This is a genomic window from Asticcacaulis sp. SL142 (genome assembly GCF_026625745.1).
Lineage (GTDB): Bacteria > Pseudomonadota > Alphaproteobacteria > Caulobacterales > Caulobacteraceae > Asticcacaulis.
On record NZ_CP113061.1, the window covers coordinates 1,067,726 to 1,088,691 of the forward strand.

The 20,966-nt window shown below is 56.6% G+C and carries 23 protein-coding genes and 1 riboswitch; of the genes, 15 read left to right on the forward strand and 8 right to left on the reverse strand.

Annotated elements, in window-relative coordinates:
* Positions 1–4 precede the first annotated feature (4 nt).
* The 3 genes from OVA03_RS04910 (at position 5) to OVA03_RS04920 (ending at position 1,480) form a co-directional block, all read left to right on the forward strand.
* Positions 5–568 carry a DNA-3-methyladenine glycosylase I gene (locus tag OVA03_RS04910; RefSeq protein ID WP_267527043.1) on the forward strand — a complete coding sequence of 188 codons (564 nt, stop codon included), beginning with the start codon at positions 5–7 and terminating at the stop codon, positions 566–568.
* A gap of 139 nt (positions 569–707) precedes the next feature.
* Entirely contained in the window at positions 708–908 is a 201-nt protein-coding gene (locus tag OVA03_RS04915; RefSeq protein WP_267527044.1) for a DUF2905 domain-containing protein, read from the forward strand.
* A gap of 59 nt (positions 909–967) precedes the next feature.
* Positions 968–1,480, forward strand: coding sequence for a DUF6680 family protein (locus OVA03_RS04920; protein ID WP_267527045.1), 513 nt, complete (start codon positions 968–970; stop codon positions 1,478–1,480).
* A 5-nt stretch (positions 1,481–1,485) separates the two neighbouring features.
* Here OVA03_RS04920 and OVA03_RS04925 read toward each other — a convergent pair whose 3' ends face one another.
* The gene (locus tag OVA03_RS04925; RefSeq protein WP_267527046.1) at positions 1,486–2,478 is read right to left on the reverse strand and encodes an alpha/beta hydrolase; all 993 of its coding nucleotides are present in this window, start codon (positions 2,476–2,478) and stop codon (positions 1,486–1,488) included.
* Positions 2,479–2,643: 165 nt separating this feature from the next.
* Between OVA03_RS04925 and OVA03_RS04930 the strand changes: the two genes are divergently transcribed.
* The 4 genes from OVA03_RS04930 to OVA03_RS04945 all read left to right on the forward strand — a co-directional run bounded on the left by OVA03_RS04930 (position 2,644) and on the right by OVA03_RS04945 (position 5,774).
* Positions 2,644–3,213, forward strand: coding sequence for a hydrolase (locus OVA03_RS04930; RefSeq protein ID WP_267527047.1), 570 nt, complete (start codon positions 2,644–2,646; stop codon positions 3,211–3,213).
* Positions 3,214–3,283: 70 nt separating this feature from the next.
* Positions 3,284–4,003, forward strand: coding sequence for a hypothetical protein (locus tag OVA03_RS04935; protein WP_267527048.1), 720 nt, complete (start codon positions 3,284–3,286; stop codon positions 4,001–4,003).
* Positions 4,004–4,053: 50 nt separating this feature from the next.
* Positions 4,054–5,070 carry an adenosine deaminase gene (locus OVA03_RS04940; RefSeq protein WP_267527049.1) on the forward strand — a complete coding sequence of 339 codons (1,017 nt, stop codon included), beginning with the start codon at positions 4,054–4,056 and terminating at the stop codon, positions 5,068–5,070.
* A gap of 20 nt (positions 5,071–5,090) precedes the next feature.
* Positions 5,091–5,774: a DUF1345 domain-containing protein gene (locus OVA03_RS04945; protein ID WP_267527050.1), complete on the forward strand. Its 684-nt coding sequence runs from the start codon at positions 5,091–5,093 to the stop codon at positions 5,772–5,774.
* 3 nt (positions 5,775–5,777) lie between these two features.
* Here the strand turns inward: OVA03_RS04945 and OVA03_RS04950 are convergent, their stop codons facing one another.
* The 4 genes from OVA03_RS04950 to OVA03_RS04965 form a co-directional block, all read right to left on the reverse strand.
* Complete coding sequence (locus OVA03_RS04950) at positions 5,778–6,113, reverse strand: MliC family protein (RefSeq protein ID WP_267527051.1); 336 nt, start codon at positions 6,111–6,113, stop codon at positions 5,778–5,780.
* Positions 6,114–6,213: 100 nt separating this feature from the next.
* Positions 6,214–6,909, reverse strand: a complete 696-nt coding sequence (locus tag OVA03_RS04955) for a cation transporter (RefSeq protein WP_267527052.1) — start codon at positions 6,907–6,909, stop codon at positions 6,214–6,216.
* A complete protein-coding gene (locus tag OVA03_RS04960) occupies positions 6,902–7,216 on the reverse strand; it encodes an ArsR/SmtB family transcription factor (RefSeq protein ID WP_267527053.1) in 315 nt (104 codons plus the stop codon). Before OVA03_RS04960 ends, OVA03_RS04955 begins: the two co-directional genes overlap by 8 nt.
* Positions 7,217–7,270: 54 nt before the next feature.
* Positions 7,271–7,834 (reverse strand): TetR/AcrR family transcriptional regulator, encoded by a 564-nt coding sequence (locus OVA03_RS04965; protein WP_267527054.1) that lies wholly within the window; start codon positions 7,832–7,834, stop codon positions 7,271–7,273.
* A 156-nt stretch (positions 7,835–7,990) separates the two neighbouring features.
* Here OVA03_RS04965 and OVA03_RS04970 point away from each other — a divergent pair, with 156 nt between their 5' ends.
* Together OVA03_RS04970 and OVA03_RS04975 are read left to right on the forward strand one after the other, a co-directional pair.
* The gene (locus OVA03_RS04970) at positions 7,991–8,710 is read left to right on the forward strand and encodes an SDR family NAD(P)-dependent oxidoreductase (RefSeq protein WP_267527055.1); all 720 of its coding nucleotides are present in this window, start codon (positions 7,991–7,993) and stop codon (positions 8,708–8,710) included.
* 202 nt (positions 8,711–8,912) lie between these two features.
* The gene (locus tag OVA03_RS04975) at positions 8,913–9,125 is read left to right on the forward strand and encodes a CsbD family protein (RefSeq protein ID WP_267527056.1); all 213 of its coding nucleotides are present in this window, start codon (positions 8,913–8,915) and stop codon (positions 9,123–9,125) included.
* 161 nt (positions 9,126–9,286) lie between these two features.
* Here OVA03_RS04975 and OVA03_RS04980 read toward each other — a convergent pair whose 3' ends face one another.
* A complete protein-coding gene (locus tag OVA03_RS04980; RefSeq protein ID WP_189488575.1) occupies positions 9,287–9,496 on the reverse strand; it encodes a DUF2061 domain-containing protein in 210 nt (69 codons plus the stop codon).
* Between the two features lie 176 nt (positions 9,497–9,672).
* On the opposite strand from OVA03_RS04980, the gene OVA03_RS04985 reads away from it, so the two are divergent.
* From OVA03_RS04985 to OVA03_RS05005, 5 genes are all read left to right on the forward strand, one after another.
* Positions 9,673–10,617, forward strand: coding sequence for an endonuclease/exonuclease/phosphatase family protein (locus OVA03_RS04985; protein WP_267527057.1), 945 nt, complete (start codon positions 9,673–9,675; stop codon positions 10,615–10,617).
* Entirely contained in the window at positions 10,614–11,819 is a 1,206-nt protein-coding gene (locus OVA03_RS04990; RefSeq protein ID WP_267527058.1) for an NAD(P)/FAD-dependent oxidoreductase, read from the forward strand. Before OVA03_RS04985 ends, OVA03_RS04990 begins: the two co-directional genes overlap by 4 nt.
* Before the next feature lie 199 nt (positions 11,820–12,018).
* Positions 12,019–15,129 carry a bifunctional proline dehydrogenase/L-glutamate gamma-semialdehyde dehydrogenase PutA gene (gene putA, locus OVA03_RS04995; protein WP_267527059.1) on the forward strand — a complete coding sequence of 1,037 codons (3,111 nt, stop codon included), beginning with the start codon at positions 12,019–12,021 and terminating at the stop codon, positions 15,127–15,129.
* 451 nt (positions 15,130–15,580) lie between these two features.
* Positions 15,581–15,701, forward strand: a riboswitch (TPP riboswitch).
* Between the two features lie 66 nt (positions 15,702–15,767).
* A complete protein-coding gene (gene thiC / locus OVA03_RS05000; RefSeq protein WP_267527060.1) occupies positions 15,768–17,618 on the forward strand; it encodes a phosphomethylpyrimidine synthase ThiC in 1,851 nt (616 codons plus the stop codon).
* A 547-nt stretch (positions 17,619–18,165) separates the two neighbouring features.
* Positions 18,166–18,732: a hypothetical protein gene (locus OVA03_RS05005; protein ID WP_267527061.1), complete on the forward strand. Its 567-nt coding sequence runs from the start codon at positions 18,166–18,168 to the stop codon at positions 18,730–18,732.
* Between the two features lie 163 nt (positions 18,733–18,895).
* Here the strand turns inward: OVA03_RS05005 and OVA03_RS05010 are convergent, their stop codons facing one another.
* Positions 18,896–19,285: an endonuclease domain-containing protein gene (locus OVA03_RS05010; protein WP_267527062.1), complete on the reverse strand. Its 390-nt coding sequence runs from the start codon at positions 19,283–19,285 to the stop codon at positions 18,896–18,898.
* A 213-nt stretch (positions 19,286–19,498) separates the two neighbouring features.
* Between OVA03_RS05010 and OVA03_RS05015 the strand changes: the two genes are divergently transcribed.
* A complete protein-coding gene (locus OVA03_RS05015) occupies positions 19,499–20,128 on the forward strand; it encodes a hypothetical protein (RefSeq protein WP_267527063.1) in 630 nt (209 codons plus the stop codon).
* A 58-nt stretch (positions 20,129–20,186) separates the two neighbouring features.
* Here OVA03_RS05015 and OVA03_RS05020 read toward each other — a convergent pair whose 3' ends face one another.
* On the reverse strand, positions 20,187–20,966 hold the full coding sequence (locus tag OVA03_RS05020; RefSeq protein ID WP_267527064.1) for a M12 family metallopeptidase: 780 nt from the start codon (positions 20,964–20,966) through the stop codon (positions 20,187–20,189).

Below are 20,966 nucleotides of genomic sequence, written 5' to 3' on the forward strand. Positions count from 1 at the left end.
GCCAATGACCGATAAAATCCGCTGCGGCTGGGTGAACCTGAACAAGCCACACTATGTCCATTATCATGACACGGAATGGGGCGTGCCGGTTCATGATGACCGGCTGTTGTTTGAGATGCTGATCCTGGAGGGCGCGCAGGCGGGCCTGAACTGGGAAAGCATTCTGGTCCGGCGCGAGGGGTATCGCACCGCCTTTCACAATTTCGATGTGGTGACCTGTTCGCGCATGACCGATGCCGAATGCGAGGCTCTGATGACCCATCCGGGCATCATCAAGAATCGTCTCAAAATATATTCAGTGCGCAAAAATGCCCTCGCCTTCATCGCCATCCAAAAAGAGTTCGGATCGTTCGATGCCTATGTCTGGTGCTTTGTCGGCGGCGCGCCGAAGATCAACCGGCCCGCAACACTAAAAGACGTGTCCGCACAGACGCCGGAATCCGACGCGCTCTCCAAAGACCTGAAAAAACGCGGTATGAGTTTTGTGGGTTCGACCATCCTCTATGCCTATATGCAGGCCGTAGGCATGGTCGATGACCATGTTCAGGATTGTTTCAGAGCGACTTAAATCTCCTCCCTACGTAGTGGGGGGGTGGATTTTGCGTTAGCAAAAGACGGAGGGGTATCTTAAGTCCGCGGCAATACCCCTCCGTCTCGTCGCTTGCGCGGCTCGACACCTCCCCATACAATGGGGAGGAGGAATAAAAATGGCCAAAACCCTGATCATTATCGGCTGCCTTATCGTAGCCATCGGCCTGTTGTGGCCGTGGTTGTCGAAGCTCGGCATCGGCCGCCTGCCCGGCGATATCGTCGTCAAACGCGATAACTTCACCTTTTACATGCCGATCGTCACCAGCCTTTTGATTAGCGTGATCTTAAGCGTCCTGTTCTGGCTGTTTAGACGTTAATGAGTGCATTCGTATTTAGTGGTACAATCTATTATCATTATAGAATCGAGCACTAACTAATGACAAATAACTCTTCAAATGCCTTAGGTTTGTATGAGGCACTCACTCTGGTGGGAATATTCTTAGGCCCCATTATCGCCGTTGCGATAACTCTTTGGTACGACCACATTCGAAAACAGAGCGATGCACAGATCAACGTCTTAAAAATGCTATTAAACACAAGGCATTTACCAGCAGATCCTGTCTACAGTATCGCTATAAATTTAGTTCCGGTTGAATTTAACAAGCAAACTAAAATAATGTCAGAGTGGCGAAATTATATAGAAAAAACGCGCCAGAAACCTTCGTTAGAAAACGAAGGTGTCGCTTTTGACCTCATGAAAATACATCAAACAAAATTAATCTACGAAATCATGAAACATTTGAAATACAACCTGTCAGAAACCGATATTCAATCCAGTTCATATATTTCCGACGGCTTTATAACTAGAGACAATCTGTATTTAGACTCTCTAAAAGCAATGCGCGACATCGCAGATAATCTAAAAGCCGAAACTGCGGCCAACCAATAACCTAACTAGCCTAAAAGCCCATGCCGCTTGGCGAACGGCAGCCATAGCTCCATAAAAGGCTCATCCTTGCCGTCGGTGCGCAGGCCGTGGCCGCCTTTTTCAAAGATATGCAGTTCCGACGGGGTCTTATTGGCGCGTAAGGCGCTATAAAGCATCAGGCTATTTTCAGCCACGACCACCCGGTCATCGGCGGCGTGCGCCAGAAAGGTCGGCGGCATATCGACCGGCAGGTTTTGCTCCAGCGACAGGGCTTTGCGCTGGGCATCGGTCGGGCCGCCCGGGAACAGTTGCTTGACCGACCCGCCATGCGCATGAGGCGCCATCATGGTCATGACCGGATAGAACAGGCCCGACACGAGCGGTTTGGTGGATAAGGTATCGGCGGCATCAACCGGCGCGTAAGTCTCACGCCCGAAGCTTTCCGACAGCCAGCCGGCCAGATGCCCACCCGCCGAAAAGCCGATCACGCCAATCCGGTTCGGATCAATGCCAAATTCGGCGGCCCGGTGGCGGATCAGGCGAATGGCGCGCTGGGCGTCCTGCAGCGGTGCCTCCGGCCCCGCCGCCCAACCATCGGCCGGTAAGCGATAGGTCATAGTAAATGTGGTGATGCCCTGATCGGCCAACCACTGATCGGTGCCACCGCCTGCGCGTGAGACCGCCACCCGCACATAGCCGCCGCCGGGGATCATCAGCACCGCCGCCCCATTGGGGTTTTTAGGCCTGCGCACCATCAGGATCGGATCGGTGACATGGGTAGCGGCCGTATCGTTCGGATCACCACCGGGGTTACGTAGGATCCACTCTTCTTTGGCGGTAACCGCCTCAGCCCCCGGCGCACCGTTGGGCCAGAGTTTAAAGCTTTCGAGCGGCGGTTTCAGCGCCGGAACGGGTTTTGGCGCAACGGTTGCAGGCGTGGCCACCGGCGTTTGGGCGCAGGCCATCTGCGGGAAAAACGCGGCCGCAGCCCCCAGCGTGAGTAAACGACGACGATCCATGCCTGGCCCCTGAATTGTTCGAGCGGTGAATGCTCGATATTGATTGATTGCGATTAATTTACCGCAACGCACAGCCAAAGCAAGCCCTTAAACCGACTTCCGAATTGACAATACCTCTCCTCCCTATCGAAGATGGACGGGAGACTATGCCAAAAGAGACTTCCCATGATCGCGCTCAATCCCCGCACCACCGCCCTCGTCCTGATCGACCTGCAAAACGGCATCATCAATCGTCCGTTGGAGCCGCGCGACGGCCAGGTGGTGGCGCAAAGCGGCATGGCTTTGGCCGAAAAGTTCCGCGCCGCGAACGCACTGGTCGTACCCGTGCATGTGTGCTGGGCCAAGGATTATGCTGATATGCCGTCCATGAACGTCGATCAGCCCATGCCCCGCCCCGAAGGCGGGATGCCTGCCGATTTCGCAACCTTCCATCCCGGTCTGGTCAAGGACGGCGATCTGGTGATTTCAAAGCATCAGTGGGGCGCGCTGTACGGCACCGAACTGGATACCCAACTGCGCCGCCGCGGGATCAAAACGATTGTCCTCGGCGGTATCGCCACCAATTTCGGTGTCGAATCGACGGCCCGTCAGGCGTGGGAACACGGCTATGATGTGGTCATCTGTGAGGATCTGTGTACCAGCCAGTCCGATCACCTCCACCGCCTGAGCATCCAGCACATCCTGCCGCGTCTTGCCCGCGTCATCCAAAGCGCAGAACTGCATTTTACTGGGTAGATGAAGTTATCAAATCGCTCAATATTTTGTTATAGAATACTTTTATAATCTTAAATACGAGCGGCCACTCATGAGCGATATCGATAAAAATACTCTTTATTCTGAATTTGATAGACTATTGTTAAGTGCACCACAACTTGACGGTCTTGATTCAGATACCGGACGCGAATGGCTGGCGAATGCCAGTTCCTTGATAAAATTATGGGATAAAATTGAAGCCATTTCAGTCAGCCTTCCCATACAAAATCTGCTCATAAAACCTCACGGAATGAGGCTTGATGGTCAATACGATCAAGTCAAGCACGCGCTGAGAAAAGGAAAAAAAGAGCTTCAATTACAAACACTAGGCCCAAAATCGTCTCTAATTGAAGCTGGAAATACATACACTTATTTCGAGAATATCAGAAAAATAATTTCCTCCGCTACAGAAGAAATTATGTTTATAGATCCCTATCTTGATGCTGATTTTGTGGAAAAATATATTCCTCAAGTTCGAGACAATGTTTTTATTAAGCTTTTTACCAGTGACAAGAAAATTGCCAACCTTCTTCCAGCCGTCAAGCTTTACAAACAGCAAACACTAATAAATGTTGAATTAAGAACATACAATGCGTTACATGATAGATGGGTAATAACTGATAAATCCGAATGCTTTCAGTCAGGCGCATCTATCAAGGATGGCGCAAAGAACTCTTCAACAGTAATTACACAAATAACAGATACCTCTGATATTTTAATATCGCACTATTACACTCTTTGGTCATCAAATCCAGAAATTGCCCTTAACTAACTCTTGCCAACTTGCGGCATGCGGCGGACTATAGCCCTACGGAGGTGCATATGGCTTATGATCTGGCGCTGGATGAATTTGTGGCTACGCTCCCAAAGGCGGAACTGCATGTTCATATCGAAGGCACTCTGGAGCCCGAACTGATGTTCGAACTGGCGCAGCGCAACGGCATCACCTTGGCCTTCGACAGCATCGAGGCTGTGCGCGCCGCCTATGATTTTTCCAACCTTCAGGACTTTCTCGACATCTATTATCAGGGTGCCGATGTCCTGCGCACCGAGGCCGATTTTTACGATCTGGCCATGGCCTATTTTGCGCGCGCGGCAGCCGATACTGTCCGCCACGCCGAGATTTTCTTTGATCCGCAAACCCACACCGATCGCGGCATAGCCTATGAAACGGTCATTAACGGCCTGCACCGCGCGCAGGTCGAGGCCGAAGCTAAGTGGGGCCTGACCAGCGGTCTGATCCTGTGTTTTCTGCGCCATCTGCCGGAACAGGCAGCGTTCGATACGCTTGAGGCGGCCCTACCCCATCTGGATAAAATCATTGGCGTCGGCCTCGATTCGTCCGAAGTCGGCCACCCGCCGTCGAAATTTGCCGCCGTCTTTGCCCGCGCTCGGGAACTGGGGCTTAAGCTCGTCGCCCATGCCGGCGAAGAAGGCCCGCCCGAATACGTCTATGAAGCGCTGGATATCCTACACATCGACCGCGTCGATCACGGTAACCGTTCACTGGAGGATGACGCCCTCACCCAAAGGTTAGCCGCATCCGGCCTGACCCTGACGGTCTGCCCGTTGTCAAACCATAAGCTGTGTGTGGTTGAGGATATGACCACACACCCGATCCCGCACATGCTGAAACATGGCCTGAAAGCGACCATCAATTCCGATGATCCGGCCTATTTCGGCGGCTATGTGAATGACAATTTCCGCGCCCTGACCGCGATTGGCCTGATCGACCGCGCGGACTGCCTGACGCTGGCGCGCAATTCCATCACCGGATCGTTTGCCTCTGACGCCCGCAAGGCCGCGCTGCTCAAAGAAATAGAGATATACGCGGGTTAAATTCAACCTATTATACCGCCATGTCTACGTCAAAACCGCCCCATATCGCCATCCGCTTTGTCCATGCCCGCCCCATCCTGTCCGGGTGCGCGGCTCTGGCCTTGGCCATAGTCGCGGGCCTTATGTGGCTGACCGACTGGCGGCTCTCCAAGGACATAGTGATTGCGTGGAATATCGCCGCCACAATCTATCTGGGCCTTAGCTGGCGGATGATGCTTAAGGCCGACGAAGCGTCAATGCATAAACGCGCCGAGCAGCAGGACGTGGCGCAGGTCGCCATCCTCATCTTGTCGGTACTGACCATAATCGTCTGCATCACGGCGGTGGTCACTGAACTTATCGAAGCTAAAACACTATACGGCGCGCAGCGCAGCCTGACCATTGCGCTGGTGGTCGCCACTATCATCACCAGTTGGGCCTTCGTACATACGATTTTCGCCCTGCATTACGCCCATGCCTATTATATCGGCCTGAAGCACAACCAATCGCCGTGCCTGAGCTTCCCGGATAAGAACCCGACGCCTGACTATCTCGATTTCCTGTATTTCTCATTCATCATCGGCACCGCCGCCCAGACCGCCGATGTCGCCATCACGTCAAAAGCCATGCGCCGGACGAACCTGTTCCATGCGGTGTTCGCGTTCTTTTTCAACACCGCCATACTGGCGCTAACGATCAATATCGCCGCCAGCTTTGTGACCTGAACCCTATTCGGTTTTGCACTGCGTGGGCACCATGCGCCCGACGGCCCAGGTGGCCTCTGAGCCCTTGCCGCGGAACTCATGCTTGCCCGACGTATACCACATGCCGGACGCCACCGGCTGCTGCTTGAGTTGCAGTTGCGTACCGTCAGCCAACGTCACAATGGCCGCATCCGGCGTAAAGCTAATCACGAAGTTCGTACCATCCGCGCAGGTGTAAGGAATCCCGTCGGCTGACGGTGCGCCCAAAGGTGGCGGCGGAGGTGGTGGTGGTGCTGACGGCATGGTGGCGCAGGCCGATAAGGTGATCACTGCGGTTGACGCGGCTAAAATCCGGATCATGTCCCTGCCCTTTTTCCTTCGGTCTTTCGACGACCTGTGCGGTTTACCATAAGTCTTATAAAGGTTTTGTAGCCGCTTCAAAATAAGTTTTTGATTGGGATCAGTGCTCGCGCAATTCGCCTATGGCCTGCCGCGTGATCCGCCACGCGGCAGATAACCCCAAAGCCACCATCAACAACGCCACCACGGCATCGGCGATGTTTGACCCGGTCAGCCAGACGATGATGGCCGCGACCATGACCATGACATTGCCGATGGCGTCATTGCGCGCGCACAGCCACACCGACATGACGTTGGAATCGCCCGACCGATAACGATACAGAAACGCCGCGCTGCCCAGATTAACGGCGATGGCCAGCACGCTGACGATCCCCATGATTTCCGGCCGCGGCACCGTGCCATTGATCAGTTGCAGCACCGTCGCCACCCCGACCCACAGGCTGAACACGACCATGCAGGCGACCTTGAACAAGGACGCCTTGGCCCGCACCGATTGGACGGCGCTTAAGACCAACAAACTAATAGCGATATTGCCGGCATCGCCCGCGAAATCGAGCGCATCGGCCAGCAGCGCCATCGACAGGCCCTTAAGTCCTGCGCCGATTTCGACCAAAAACATCGCCGCATTGGCCGCCAGCACGACCCACAGAACTTTGCGATAACGCGCTTCGACCACCGGGCCGGTATCATGATCATGGTGACCTAAGCCCAGAAAACCGTGGCCTTTATCGTGGCTGTGATCATGGCCGTGGGAACAGGTCGCCCTGTGCTCATGAGAATGGTCATGATCAGTCATGGTCGGGCTCCCGGATATGGTCGCGCATATCCTCAATCATATGGCGGACGTGATGGTCGCTTAAGGTGTAGAAAATCTGCTTGCCCTGCTTGCGAAAGCGCACCAACCGCGCGGCCTTCAACAGGCGCAGATGGTGACTGGTCAGGGCCGTCGAGGCCCCGACTGAGGCCGCGATATCCCCCACCGCCGCTTCGCCCTTAAGACAGCACAGGACAATGCGCAGCCGCATCGGATCACCCAGCAGATGGAAAATCTCAGCCAGTTCGATAACGACATCATCGTCATCGGCCACAGCGATGTTGGTCACGGGCTTATCCATGACAAACATATAAACAATTATTTGAATGTTGTAAAGTGCAGCCTATTTCGCCGCCGCCAATAGCATGGCCAGCACCGATTTGGCGGCGTCAAACGGCGCCGAACTGCGGCTGGCCTGAGACGCGACCACCGCCCCGTTAAACAGGACGATGACTTGCCCCGCCAGCTTATCGGGGTCTTTATAGCCGCCGTCCGCGCATAGGCTTTTTATATAGGTCTGGAACGCCTCAAAGAATGTCAGGCTGGCCGCCTGCACCGGCGTGTCGCGACCGGAATATTCCAGATTGGCGCTGATGGCGAAGCAGCCACGAAAACTGCCCTCATCAAACATCGCCTTACGGAAATCGAACAACGCCATGACCCGCCCTGCCGGATCGGGGCTTAAGCGCGCGATCTCACCCGGAGCTATTTTCAGAAACGTCTCGCCATAGTGACCGATCAGTTCGGCGATCAGGTCTTCCTTGGACGCAAAGTACTTATAGAGCGTGCGCTTTGAGATGCCGGTGTCGGCCATGACCTTATCGACGCCGGTGGCGTGAAAGCCATGATCGTAAAACAGCTCATAGGCGTGATCTATAATTTCCTGTTTTTTCAGAGCCTTGGTCATATGCGCACAGTCCGATGGGGGATGGGTGATATTTTTATAGTGGATATCGTTGACAATGTAAACCGATCGGTTTACACACAGCCTCAATGTAAACAGATCGGTTTACTTTTAATCTTCCAAAGCGTTCTCATCCCCTTCTTTTTCGGAGTCCAGATCATGAAAATCTCAAATGCAACCGTCCTCGTTTCCGGCGCCAACCGCGGCATAGGTGCTGCCATTGTGCGCGAACTGCTGAACAAAGGCGTGGCCAAAGTCTACGCCGGTGCCCGCAACCCGGCCACCCTGCCTGACTTTGGCGATGATCGGGTCGTGCCGGTAAAACTTGACATTACCGATGAGGCCGCCGTTCAGGCCTTGGCCGCCACCCACGCAGACATCGACATACTCATCAATAATGCGGGCACCGCTCAGTTCGGCACGGTGCTGACCACGTCCAATGACGATTTTGGCTATGACTTTACCACCAACGTCTTTGGAACGCTGAACGTGCTGCGCGCCTTCACACCGCAACTGGTGGCTAAAAAATCCGGCGCGATCGTCAATGTCATCAGCGTCGTAGGCCTTGTGGCCGCCCATAGTCTGGCCGGCTATTCCGCCTCGAAAGCCGCCCTGCTGTCGATCACCCAGTCGGTGCGCGAGGAATTGAAAGACAGCGGCGTTGACGTCTTAGGCGTCTTCCCCGGTCCGATCGACACCGAACTGGCCAAAGACATCCCGATGGCTAAGGCCACACCGGAATCGGCCGCCGCCTTAATCGTTGCGGGCATCGAAGCGGGGGATCTCTACATCTATCCCGATCCGACCGCTCAGGCGATAGGTGCAACCTGGGCCACCAATGCCGCCGGTCTGGAGAAGGTGTTCAACGCCGCCCACTGAATTTTTAGCCCCTCGCCGGGCGGTGGCTGCGCCACCTTGGCCGCCGCCGCAATGGCGGCTTGAGATCACGCCCTCCCCAACCGGGAGGGCGGTTTCGTTTACGTCATTCTTACGTGTCAGCCCGCCATCCGCTTTGAACCTTTAGCCCCATCCGCGCTAAAGTCAAAATCGACCCAACATATTGAAATTACGGAGAATGACCATGAATCGCAATCGTATCGAAGGTAGCTGGGAACAGGTTAAGGGCTCGCTTCAGGAAACCTGGGGTAAGCTGACCAACAATGACCTTGATGTCATCGAAGGTGACCGCAAGCAACTGGCGGGTAAGCTTCAGGAACGCTACGGCATCGCTCAGGACGAAGTCGAGTCCCAGATCAAAAAGTGGAACGACGCCGACTATGACAATGTGAGATAACGCCCTTTAACAGAGGCGCGTAATGGAAAAGGCCGCTGGCGGAAGAGAGACGCCAGCGGCCTTTTTCGTGCTCTAACCTCCTCCCCATCTTAGATGGGGAGGTGGATCGGCGCATCAGCGCCGAGACGGAGGGGGCGAAGCTAACCTGCCCGTACTCAAACCTAATGCCCGTGGTTATGGAACAGCTCAACCTTGACCGGCTTACGTTCCCACAGGTACTCGTGCAGCGGATAGGCAATGGTCTGCACCATCGGCTCCAGCAAACCGATGCCGAGTGCGATCGCCCAGTTCCCCGTCAACACGTAAGCGACACTGGTGGCGACGGTGACGTGCATAAGGCTGTACGACAATGTTTTAGCGGCTAAACGCATGAGGGTCTCTCCTGAAATTCGATATATGCAAATTACTCGCAATTACAATATAGGTAAAATCAATTGTTTTTGAATATGAGATAAGACAAATTTATTCCGCCGCCTTGCATTTTTAGGCTGGTCTTAAACCTCCGCAGACGATTATGTGGCGAAACCCTTCCCCGCCACGGATCACAATGCCCCCTCGCCTTCGCTCAATACTGCTCTCAGGTCTTGCCATAGCACTTGTCGGCGTGGCCACCGTCAGCCTGTTCGGATTTCTGGCTAGATGGATATGGTTTGCCGACCTGATCACCCCGTACAGGCTTCAGATTGCTATAGGCGCCGCCGCGCTCTGTGCGGCCAGTTTGCTGACGCGCCACCGGCTAATCATTACCGCGTCGCTGGCAGTCCTCGTGCTTACTCTGGCCCCGATCATCACCCGCAGCGTGAGCGTGAGCGTCCCCGCCCTGCCCGGGCCCGAATCCGCCGTGAGACCTGTCAGTGTAGTCATGAGCAATGTGCTCTATGTCAGCAAAGATTACGACACGGTGCTGGCGATGGTCGACCGCGAAGACCCGGATATATTTGCCGTGGTCGAAGCCGCCGATCACTGGCAATCGGCCCTGAGCGTTTTGGACACACGCTATCCCTACAGCTACGATATTCCCGGCCGCAGCGCCTTTGGCATCAGCCTCTATGCCAAGGCTCCGTTTACGGCGAAAATTCTGACGCTGGACGACCCGGAAGTACCATTGTTACGCGCCGAATTCGCGGAATTCGTCCTGTTCGTCGCCCATCCGGTACCGCCCGTTCATGCCAGATGGAGCGAAAAAAATAGACTTTATATCGACGCGCTGGCCAATCAGGTGCGCGACGCTCAAAAGCCGGTCATCGTTACCGGTGACCTCAATTCGACCCTGTGGTCGCACAGCCTGACGCCACTGGTTGAGGCGAAGATGCAGCGGCCCGCAGGTTCCGGGTTTGCCCACACCTGGCCCGCCGACAATCCGCTGATGGCCATTCAGATTGACCATGTCCTGACGCGCGATATCCCTGCCGCCCGATTCAAGGTGCTGCCGTCCGTCGGCTCGGACCACTTCCCCATTCGCGCCGATATCGATCTGAGTCCCCAGCCATGACGAAGACCGTCGCCATCATCGGCGCAGGCCCCGCCGGTCTTATGGCCGCCGAAATCCTGAGCGCCGCCGGCCACCGCGTCAGCCTCTATGACCGGATGCCGTCAGTGGCGCGCAAGTTCCTGATGGCGGGTCGCGGTGGCTTGAACCTGACCCATTCGGAAGCCTTTGAGCGCTTTGTCGCGCGCTATGGCAAACGCGCCCCGCAACTTCGGCCCGCGCTGGAAGCCTTTACGCCCAAGGATTTGCGCGACTGGGCCGATGGTTTGGGGGCGGATACCTTTGTCGGCTCATCGGGCCGGGTGTTCCCCAAGGCGATGAAGGCCTCGCCGCTGCTGCGAGCGTGGCTAAAGCGACTGGAAAGTCAGGGCGTTAACCTCCACACCCGTCACGACTGGCGCGGATGGTCGGGCGATGATCTGGTCTTCGATCATCAAGGCGCGACGGTGCAGGTATCCGCCGATTACACGATTCTGGCGCTCGGCGGCGCCAGTTGGCCCAAGCTGGGTGGCGACGGCGGCTGGACACCTTACCTGATGGAAAAAGGGGTGGAGATCGTACCGTTTCAGCCGTCGAATGCTGGCTTCACCACCGTCTGGAGCGACCATTTCCGCGATAAATTTGCGGGCGAACCCTTGAAAAATATCGCGGTTCAGTTCGCGGGCCGTGAGGTCAGGGGTGAATTGATGCTGACCCGCACCGGCATCGAAGGCGGAGCCATCTATGCCTTAAGTGCGGCCTTGCGCGACGCTATCATCCGCCACGGCCACGCCGATCTGATGATCGACCTCCGCCCCGATCTCAATGCCGGTCAGGTGATCTCGAAACTGGGCCGCGCTTCGCCCAAGGACAGCCAGAGCAACCGCCTGCGCAAAGCGCTGAACCTCAGCCCCGCTGCCATCGCGCTGGTGCAGGAAACCAAGGCTATCGATATCAAAGCCGTACCCTTACGCCTGACGGGCGCGCAAGGGTTGGAGCGCGCCATATCGTCTGCGGGCGGGATCAGTTTCAACAGCCTGACGCCCGCGTTTGAATTGAAGGCCCTGCCCCACACCTATGCGGTCGGTGAAATGCTCGACTGGGAAGCCCCAACCGGCGGCTACCTGCTGCAGGCAACCTTCGCCACGGCGGTCATGGCGGCACGGTCGATCCTTAAAGATACCCCTCCGTCGCGGACTTCGCCGCGCCACCTCCCCACTGCGTAGGGAGGAGGAAAAGACCGCCCCCCCTTCTCCTCCCCATTCCATGGGGAGGTGTCAGCGCGAAGTCGCTGACGGAGGGGTAACTTTTCTACCGCCCCCCAAACCGGAAACAGATCATTCCGTTTTATCATAACCCGACATCATTACGTTCCCGCATGGCATGATGTATTTTGCCACCACATTCTTATGCCGGAGCGCACACATGGCGACCTTCACCAGCTTCACCGTCGATTGGGACGCCCTCGACGACACCAAATATATGACCGACGCCAAGGCCTGCGAGCGGTTGCTGGTGGCCAATACCCTGTCGCAACAGGACCGCGCCGTCATCCGCGCCGAGGCTGAAAATCTGGTCCGCGCCACCCGCAAGGCCGCCCGCCGGCAGGGCGTGGTCGAAAGCTTCCTCAAAGAGTTTTCGCTCGGCACCCGCGAAGGTCTGGCACTAATGTGTCTGGCCGAGGCCCTGCTGCGCACGCCCGACGAAGACACCCGCGACCAGCTCATCGCTGAGAAAATATCCTCCGCCGACTGGGCCAGCCATTTCGGCAAGTCCGACAACCTGTTCGTCAATGCCTCGACCTGGGGCCTGATGCTGACGGGTAAGCTGATCGACGTCGAAGACCACGCCAAAAAGGACGTCAAGGGCTATGTCTCCGGCCTCGCCGCGCGCGTGGGCGAACCCGTCATCCGTCAGGCCGTCGCCGCTGCTATCCGCATCATGGGCGAACAGTTTGTGCTGGGCCGCACCATCGAAGCCGCCCTCAAACGCTCCAAAAAAGACGGCTATCTCTGTTCGTTCGACATGCTGGGCGAAGGGGCGCGCACCGAAGCCGATGCTGTCCGCTACGCTGAGGCCTATTCGGACGCGATTGAGGCCCTGTCCAAAGTCTGTACGCGCGGCCCCGAAGCCGACCACGGCATTTCGGTCAAGCTGTCGGCCATCTATTCGCGCTATGAGGCGGCCAAGGTCGCGGACGTGTTTGAGGTGCTTTATCCCCGCCTCAAGGCGTTGGCCATTCAGGCCGCCAAGGCCAATATCAATTTCACTATTGATGCCGAAGAAACCGACCGGTTGGTCATCTCTTTGAAGTTGCTCGACAAACTGTGCTATGAGCCGGAGCTTGGCGACTGGCAGGGCTTGGGTCTAGCCGTTCAGGCCTACCAGAAGCGCTGCCCCGAAGCGATCGCCGCGCTCAAAACCCTGGCTGAACAATCCGGTCGCCGCCTGATGGTGCGTCTGGTCAAGGGCGCCTATTGGGATTCGGAAATCAAGCGCGCGCAGGTCATGGGCCGCGAAGACTATCCGGTGCACACGACTAAGGTCGCGACCGACCTTTCCTACCTGATCTGCGCCAAGGCGTTGATTGACGCCGCCCCCCATATCTATGCCCAGTTCGCCAGCCATAACGCCCATACTTTGGCTGCCGTGCGCCGCATGGCCCGCGACGCCAAGGTCACCGTCGAATCCCAGCGCCTGCACGGTATGGGTGAGGTGCTTTATGACTGTGCGCAGGACGTATTTGGCGACTTCCCGTTGCGCGCCTATGCCCCCGTCGGCGGCCACGAAGACCTGCTGCCCTATCTGGTGCGCCGTCTGCTGGAAAACGGCGCCAATTCGTCCTTCGTCAATGCCCTGATGGACGAAAACATCCCCGCCGAAGCGGTCATCCACGACCCGATTGATGAGGTCATGGCCCACCCGGATCGCCACCCGCGCCTTAATCTGCCGCGCACCATTTACGGTGACCGGCTGAACAGCTTCGGGCCGGATCTGTCGATCAAGGCCGTGCGCGATAGCTTCACCACCGCACTGGATAAGGTCGATGCGGAAACCTTCGTCGCCGCACCCCTGGTCGGAGGACAGGAAAACACATCGGCTGCGTTTGAGGTCATCACCGCCCCCGCCAACCGCCTGATCAAAATCGGCGTGGTGCATGAGGCGACCAAGGCCGATATCGCGAACGCCTTTGACCTGGCTAAATCGGCGCAACCGCATTGGAACAAGCTGGGCGGGGCCAAGCGCGCCGAGGTGCTCAACAAGATGGGTGATGCGCTCGAAGCCGACCTTAACCGACTGTGCGCCCTGATCGTGCGTGAAGCCGGTAAAACCTGGGCTGACGCGATTGCCGAAGTGCGCGAAGCCGTTGATTTTTGCCGCTATTATGCCCGATTGGCCATTGAACAGTTCGGGAATCCTAAGATGCTCACCGGCCCGGTCGGTGAGCGCAATTCGCACGAACTGCATGGCCGCGGCGTGTTTGTGTGCATCAGCCCGTGGAACTTCCCGCTGGCCATTTTTACCGGTCAGATCGCCGCCGCCCTGGCCGCCGGTAACGCCGTGCTAGCCAAACCGGCCGAGCAGACGCCGCTGATCGCCGCGGAGGCCGTCAAACTGTTCCACAAAGCGTGCCTCAATGCCGCCCTGTTGGCCCTGCTGCCCGGACGCGGGGAGACGGTCGGCGCGGAACTGACGGCCCATCCGCATATCGCCGGGGTGGCCTTTACCGGCGGGACTGAGACCGCATGGATGATCAACAAAACTCTGGCGGCCAAACGCGGCCCGATCGTGCCGTTTATTGCCGAAACCGGCGGGCTGAACGGCCTGTTTGTCGATACCACCGCCCTGAAAGAACAGGTCATTGACGATGTCATCCTGTCGGCGTTTGGCTCAACCGGTCAACGCTGTTCGGCCCTGCGGTTGCTGTTCCTGCCGCATGAGGTGGCAGATGCCTATATCGAGGGCCTCAAAGGGGCGATGGACATGCTGCTGATCGGCGATCCGGCCAACCCGGTCAATGACACCGGCCCGGTGATTGACCAAGATGCGCGCGAGATCCTTGAGGCCCATCTGGCCGCCTGTGAGGCCAAGGGGCAGGTTCTGCACCGCACGCCGATGCCGTCGGGCCTTAGTGGGGACTATTTCGCGCCGACCCTGGTGGAATTGTCCTCGGCGGATGAGCTGGAGCGCGAAGTGTTTGGCCCCGTCCTGCATGTGGTGCGTTACGATTCGCAGAATTATCAGCCGACGACCGACGCTTTGGCTGGTCGCGGCTATGGGCTTACCTTGGGCGTCCATTCGCGGATCGAAGCCTTTGCCGAAGATATCGCCGAAGTGGTGCCTGCCGGTAACGTCTATATCAACCGCTCGATTATCGGCGCGGTGGTCGGCGTGCAACCCTTTGGCGGGGAAGGCCTTTCCGGCACCGGCCCCAAGGCCGGCGGCCCGTTCAGCCTGATCCGCTTTGCGTCCGAACGCGCCGTCTCCAACAATATCACCGCGCAGGGCGGCGATCCGGCATTGTTGAATCTCTGACCTGTCTTTAGAACTCCCCCTGTTGCAGGGTAGCTTTTTATTGATGCGCGCATCAGTAAAAAGAGGGGGTAAATTACCCCTCCGTCATTTTCGCTGCGCTCAATGCCACCTCCCCACGCAAGCGTAGGGAGGAGAAGTACCGCATCCTCCCCTCCTCCCTATCGAGTTAAAGCGAAGATGGGGAGGTGGCGCGGCGAAGTCCGCGACGGAGGGGTACACTTTCTTCTCTCCCCATCAAAATTTTACAATTCCCGCGACGGAAAGTGCGGGCCTTTGCGTACAAATGAATGAACGTTCACTTTGCACCCCTTTTTGAACGTTGCTGATAACACCATGAGGGTGATTAAGGCTTAAGTCCTTGTGGTGAAACTTCGACCCGGCGCGGCATGACCGCTTCGGGTCTTTTTTTATCCGCTTGCCCAGGCGCGCGGCTTCCCTTACATTCAAGCCCGTTAGTTCACCGGAGTGTCCGCAGGCTTATGCGGGCTGAGACTAAGCACTCAACGCTGTGCTTTAAAACCGCCGAACCTGATCCGGGTCATGCCGGCGAAGGGAGTTGGATACGCTTTTTTGGCTTTACAGGCAAAAAGCACCTGCAATCTGCGCTCATGATCCCTTTGTTTTTATGAGGGATTCCAATGAATAAACCAATCAAAGATTTAAAGCCCATCCGCGTCGAAGCCTCGCCCTTTCCGGGCTCAAAAAAGGTTTATGAGACCGGCACCCTGTTCCCCGACGTGCGCGTGCCGTTCCGCGAAGTCGCCCTGCAACCGGAGGCCAATGAGCCGCCGGTCAGCCTCTATGATTCCACCGGCCCCTATACCGAAGACGGCTTTGTGCCGCAGATCGATAAGGGCCTGCCGCGGGTGCGCGAAAAGCTGATCCTCGACCGCGGCGATGTCGAATTTATCGAAGCCCGCCCCGTCAAACCCGAAGACAACGGCAACGTCTCTGAGGCCGCGCTGGCACCGCAGTTCCCGAACCTGCCTAAGGTCATGCGCGGTAAGGCCGGACGGCCCGTAACGCAACTGGAATACGCCCGCGCCGGTATCATCACGGCAGAGATGGAATATATCGCCATCCGCGAAAATATCCGCCGTAAGGCCGCCGCTGAGGTCATCCGCGACGGCGAAGATTTCGGCGCGTCGATCCCCGACTTTATCACGCCGGAATTTGTGCGCGACGAAGTGGCCAGAGGACGGGCGGTTATCCCCGCCAATATCAACCATGCCGAAGTCGAGCCAATGATCATTGGCCGCAATTTTCTGGTCAAAATCAACGCCAATATCGGCAATTCGGCCGTCACCTCGTCGATGGAAGAAGAGGTCGATAAGATGGTGTGGGCGATCCGTTGGGGCGCCGACAACGTCATGGATCTCAGCACGGGCCGCAATATCCACAATATCCGCGAATGGATTTTGCGCAATTCGCCCAACCCGATCGGCACCGTGCCGATCTATCAGGCGCTGGAAAAGGTGAACGGCGTGGCCGAAGACCTGACCTGGGAAGTCTATCGTGACACCCTGATCGAGCAGGCCCAGCAGGGTGTGGATTACTTCACCATCCACGCCGGCGTGCGCCTGTCTTACGTCCACCTGACCGCCAAGCGCGTCACCGGCATCGTCTCGCGCGGCGGCTCGATCATGGCCAAGTGGTGTCTGGCCCACCATAAGGAAAACTTCCTCTACACACACTTTGAGGAGATCTGCGACATCATGCGTGAGTACGATGTCACCTTTAGCTTAGGCGACGGCCTGCGTCCGGGCAGCATTGCTGACGCCAATGACCGCGCCCAGTTTGCCGAACTGGAGACGCTTGGCGAACTGACCCAGATCGCGTGGGCCAAGGGCTGTCAGGTCATGATCGAAGGCCCCGGCCATGTGCCGATGCACAAGATCAAGGCCAATATGGATAAGCAACTGGCCACCTGCGGCGAAGCGCCGTTTTACACATTGGGCCCACTCACGACCGACATCGCGCCGGGTTATGACCACATCACCTCCGGCATCGGAGCGGCCATGATCGGCTGGTTCGGGACGGCCATGCTGTGCTACGTCACGCCCAAGGAACACTTAGGTTTGCCCGACCGCAATGACGTGAAGACTGGCGTGATTACCTATAAGATCGCCGCCCACGCCGCTGACCTCGCCAAGGGCCACCCCGCCGCCCGTGCATGGGATGATGCCCTGTCACGGGCGCGTTTTGACTTCCGCTGGGAGGATCAGTTCAATCTGGGTCTCGATCCCGATACAGCGCGGGCTTTCCATGATGAGACCCTGCCGAAGGACGCCCACAAAACCGCGCACTTCTGCTCGATGTGCGGGCCAAAGTTCTGCTCAATGAAGATCACGCAGGACGTGCGCGACTATGCCGCCAACCTGACCGACAACGAAAAAGCCGACCTTGAAGCCGCCTCTTCGGGCATGTCGGAAATGTCGGAAAAGTTCAAAGCGCTGGGTTCGGAAGTGTATATCCCGGCAGGGTCTTAGACCCTGCACCCGTAACTTGGCGTGGGTGGATAGGCTGGTACAAAACTAACGGGGTGTGGGGTTTCGACCCCACGCCTTTTTTATTGATAGCATTCACTTACATCCTAAAATTGACACCCAAATTAAAAAATGTTTTGTTAGGTTTTAATCGGGGCTTTCTACTGGATGATTCACCTCATTCCGACGCTCATAAATATAAAACTTGTCGGTGATCCAGCTTGCAACATACCGAAATCCTTCAGTTAGCTTTTGAAGCTATAAAGGCTGGAATATCCCCATGGTGGGTATTCGGATTAGTATTATTGATTATGTTGCCCTGGCTAATCCCAATGATATCTAAATGTGTGTTGGAACAGCGAAAATTGTCACATCAACACGAACGGAATATGGCCAAAATCAGGAATAGCCTTATCGACAGGTCGGATGAAAAGAAAAAAATCGAGGAAAAATCTAAAAAATAGAGAAATTAATTGCATCTGCGCCACGAAAGTAACAACTTTTTTGTATTAACTAGCGTAAAACAATCCACAGCTAACGGAGGTTGCACATGGCAAATATCTTAATAGCGCTTGTGGTCGCCATACTCACATTTTTTTCAATCAGAGTCGCAATGCGACTGATTGTTAAGCGCACTGAAAAACTTGCAACTGCGTCTCAATACATTGAAGAGGCTTACGAAGCCGCGCAACAACTGATTAAAGATCACTCGACCCCAGACAGCATATTAAAGTTCGTGTCTGTTTTTTATGCGAACATAAATAAGCCTAGTTTGGCTAGAACCTTTACGCTGCATTGCTTAAACGGTAAGTCAGCACGCAATTCAGTTCCTAGAACTCAACGGAGTGCAAAATTTTCAGATGATCTGCAGTCACTCTCCCCGCAACAGGTAGAGCTTTTTGGTGAAATGCTAACCAAAGGTATGATGGCAAGCGCTTATTGTGATCCTATATTTTACAGTGTTCACATCAATCTTTGGTCAAGCACAGCTTCTGAAACCACTCAAAATGCACAGAGCAATCAACCGTCTCCTGAAAAGGCCAGAACTGTCGCACTTGATCTAAACGAGAAGTATTCCAAAGATAACAGAGATTTAGATTTTGCTTGTGCAGCTTAACCAATAAATGAGCCAAGTGATCCGAAAAGGCGTGGAAGGTTCCACGCCTTTTTTTATCTCCCATCACCCCGTCCCGCCCCATCATCACCGGATGGACACGGATACCGACATCACCGACGCAAAGGCACTAAAACTGCGCCGGTTACGGTTGCTGCCCCCCCGCCTATGCCCCCTCCGTCATTTCGCTGACGCTCAATGCCACGGCACGGGCCCGCATCAGTACGCCCAAAGCGGCTTCATCAGCATCCCGCATAATATCAGCCGCATTGATCCGCATCACCTCAAGGCCCTGCGCACCCAGCCATGCCAGCCGCCCCTCATCGCGTTCAGCCACATCGCTGAGGTTATGCACCTGCCCGTCCACCTCAACAACCAACCTTGCCGCCGCACAGTAAAAGTCGGCAATATAAGGCCCGATAGGGTGCTGTTTGCGAAAGTGAATACCGTCCGGTTTGCCTTTGATCCTTGCCCATAGCCGAACCTCCGGCGGGGTCAGGTCTTTGCGGAACTGACGCGCCAATTCGTATTTCAGACGGGGTTTGGGTGGGTTCATTCTGAAATATTACCGAAGATTGAAAGTTTGGAAATACCCCTCCGTCGGCTACGCCGCCACCTCCCCATGGAATGGGGAGGAGAATTACGCGCATTCCCTCCGCCCCATGCAATGGGGAGCGGGGCGGCCCGTGCCGTGGCTGTGAGCATAGCGAACAGACGGAGGGGTACACGCGACTATCCCCCCAACCCCGTCCAGCCCCATCATCACCGGATGGACTCTGATCACGACATCACCGACGCCGAGGCGCTAAAAATGCGCCGGATGCGGTTGCGCGTCTATGCCGACCGGCTGCTGGAGGCGGTCGAGATGATCCCCATGCCCGACAGCTTCCTTGAGGCCGAGCGCGCCCATAAGGCGGTTAAGGCCTGCGACGCCATGCTGGTTCAGCTTTACGGTGAGGCGGCGGAAAAGCTTGCGCCCGCCCCGCGCCCAACTGCCGCGCGCCGCACTTCACGCGATGATGCCGATGACGACGATCTGTCCGGCCTGAGCGAGGCTGAGCGCATCGACCACGAAGCGCAGGCCTTTCTCGAAATGGCTGAGATCATCGGCACGCGCCTTGATCGCATCCATAAGGCCCAGGCCGAAGCTCACGGGTTCTGGCCCGACGGCACGGTATATGACTCCGCCGATCCCAACTATGGCCTGCATCACTTCCACGATCCGCAGATCAATGCCAACAGCGGTATGGACGACCACTGTCCCGGCTGCTGGCCCAACGGTATCCAGTGGGCCCTCGGTCGCGCCCCGCGAAACTTAGCTGAAAAACTGGCCGAAAAAACCGCCAGCAAGAACCACCGCTCCGGCCCCAACTCCGGCACCTACTCGGCTCCGCCCTGATATCTTGGTTTTACGCGCATCTGCATCCGAAAACCGCTGCACACTTTTCGGGATGCGCTTACAGGCCATGAAACCGGCGCACAAGGCCAGCATCATCTTCGGTGATTGCGCATTTCTGACCGACCTTGCGGCAGCGGGCTTCACGAGCTTGAAACTGCCCGGAACAGATATCCATGCGCTCGGCCCCCGCCCGCGTCAGGGTAAAGGCCTGCCGCCAGCGCGGATCGTCGGGGTAGCGCGGCCCCTGATGGCTGAGGTAATGCATCAATGAACACGGATCATAGTCGGTTTTCATTTGAAGCCGGCCATGACGCGGAAAATTCAGCAGTATATCCCGGCACATGGCCTCCACCGGATTGCAGCCCTTAAGGCTATCCGCAATGAACGGCGCAAGCACGATATAGTCGTCGCGGTCGGGACGCATATGCTCATGGGTCAGGCCCAGGACATGCCCAAATTCATGCAGCACCGCCCCGTAGCTTGAGCGGCTTTGCACATTGACCCAGTTGACGACACTGTAGCCCAAAGTCGCATTGGTGCGGCTGTCGGAACTACGGATATCCAGCCACTTTGCGCCCTTAGTGTACGGCACAAAGCGCACGCCGGTCTCAACCTGCCACTCTGACATAGCGCGGCAGATCTTATAGGCTTGCGTGGCCGCACTCCAGTCGCGCCAGTTGCGGCAATCTGTCCCCTTGGTGCCTGCGCGTTTTAATATGACCGGATCGAGCTTATAGGGCACAACCGCCCCCGGCCACGGACGGGTCAGGTCTTCGATCGCCGCCGCCTTTACCGGCACAGCCAACACCAGCCACAGAAGGAGAACCCGCCCCCACAT